This is a genomic window from Caballeronia arvi (assembly GCF_001544695.2).
GTDB lineage: Bacteria > Pseudomonadota > Gammaproteobacteria > Burkholderiales > Burkholderiaceae > Caballeronia > Caballeronia arvi.
In genome coordinates this window covers 1-1919 of record NZ_FCOM02000199.1, presented here as the reverse complement: position 1 = coordinate 1919, position 1919 = coordinate 1, and the positions used below count along the sequence as shown (strand labels likewise).

Genomic DNA, 1919 nt, shown 5'->3' with positions numbered 1-1919 from the left:
ATCGACCATACTCAGGCCGGCGCCATAAGTGCTGTGACGCTTATCTCCTCTGCGCTCGGTGGATGGCTTGCCGGCGCGCTGTCGGACAGGATAGGGCGCGTACGGACGCTTCAGCTCACGATTCTTTGGTTTTCCGGATTTACATTTATTTGCGCCTTTGCTCAGACTTTCCCGCAACTACTCGCGGCAAAAGCGTTGCAAGGTTTCGGCTTCGGCGGCGAGTGGGCAGCGGGCGCTGTGCTAATGGCAGAAACCATCAGTCCGGAGAATCGCGGAAAGGCAATGGGCGCTGTTCAGAGCGCCTGGGCTGTCGGCTGGGGCGCGGCAGTCCTCCTTTACGCTGCGGCCTTTTCGTGGTTGCCGACCGACACAGCCTGGCGCGTGATGTTCGGGGTTGGCTTACTACCTGCAGTTCTCGTGTTGTATGTGCGGCGAAATCTCCGCGAGCCGGTACGTACCGCGCCTGCAGACAAGCCGGAAAAAGCACCCCTCCTACTCCAAGTCGCTGAGATTTTCCGACCTCAAGTTCTCAAGACGACCCTCATCGGCATGTTGCTGGGAACGGGGGCTCATGGTGGTTACTACGCCATCATGATCTGGCTTCCGACATTCCTGTCGAAGGAGCGACACCTCTCTGTCCTCAATACGGGCGCCTATCTGGCAGTGGTCATTGTGGCGTTCTGGTGTGGCTGCATCGCGAGCGCTTACTTGTTAGACCGCATCGGACGTCGGCGCAATGTCGCGCTGTTTGCGTTCTGGTGCATCGTGACTGTGCTGGCGTACGTCATGCTGCCCTTGAGTAATGTCCAGATGCTCGTTCTCGGATTTCCGTTGGGCTTTTTCGCTGCAGGAATTCCGGCAAGCCTCGGTGCGCTCTTCAACGAGCTTTATCCGGCCCAGATGCGAGGAACGGGAGTCGGGTTTTGCTACAACTTCGGTCGTATCGCCTCGGCAGCTTTTCCTGTGATGGTCGGTTACATGAGCCACTCAATGTCATTGGGTGCCGCTATCGGCATAGACGCCGCAGTCGCCTACGGACTCGCGATGGTCTCAGTCCTATTTCTGCCAGAAACGCGCGGCAAGCGACTGCGTCCTACAAGCCCCGAACAAACACCGGGATCGGCCGACGGCGCCGACTTGGCTCTTAGCCGTGCGCGGAGTCAACGATGAGCAAAACCCCAACCGATTTTTCATCCTTGCCATCTTTCGTAGACACTCACGCCCATGTTTTCCGCCGCTCACTCCAATTAGCGGACGGACGGCGTTACACGCCAGACTACGACGCTTCACTGGATACGTATCTTGCGTTGCTTAACCAGCACAATTTCGGCTACGGAGTCTTGGTCCAACCCAGCTTTCTTGGCACCGACAACAGCCATATGCTCGAGGCCTTGGCGCAAGAGCCGTCGAGACTCCGAGGCGTCGCGGTGGTGTCCCCTGCCACCTCTGAAGACGAGTTAGCGCGTCTTGTCCGATGCGGCGTGACCGGCATCAGGCTCAATCTGATAGGACAGCGGCTTCCCGATTTGCGTTCGTCAGCATGGACCACGTTTGGCAAACGACTTGCGATATTTGGGTTGCATGTCGAATTGCACAGAAATGCGTGCGATCTGCCAGCGCTCATCGAGCCGCTTCTCGAGCAAGGCCTGCCCGTGGTTGTCGATCACTTTGGCCGGCCGGCTCCCGACAAAGGGACGAGCGACCCCGGATTCAGCGAACTGCTCGGATTCGGCGCGTCCGGTCAGGTGTGGGTGAAGATTTCAGGCGCCTATCGCTGCGCGGAGCCGGGCACGTCCTTCGCCCGTGAGGCAACCGAACAGTTGCTCTGCGCTTTCGGACCAGCGCGCCTAATGTGGGGTAGCGATTGGCCACACACCCAGTTCGAACATACGACTGACTTCGCTCGAGCGGTCTCGGCG

General features: G+C 58.8%; 2 protein-coding genes. Both read left to right on the top strand.

Features of this window, described 5'->3' with window-relative positions:
* A partial coding sequence (locus tag AWB74_RS44260; RefSeq protein ID WP_061152764.1) for an MFS transporter occupies window positions 1-1170 on the top strand: 1170 nt, incomplete at its 5' end.
* A partial coding sequence (locus AWB74_RS44255) for an amidohydrolase family protein (protein WP_087039589.1) occupies window positions 1167-1919 on the top strand: 753 nt, incomplete at its 3' end. The genes AWB74_RS44260 and AWB74_RS44255, both read left to right, overlap by 4 nt.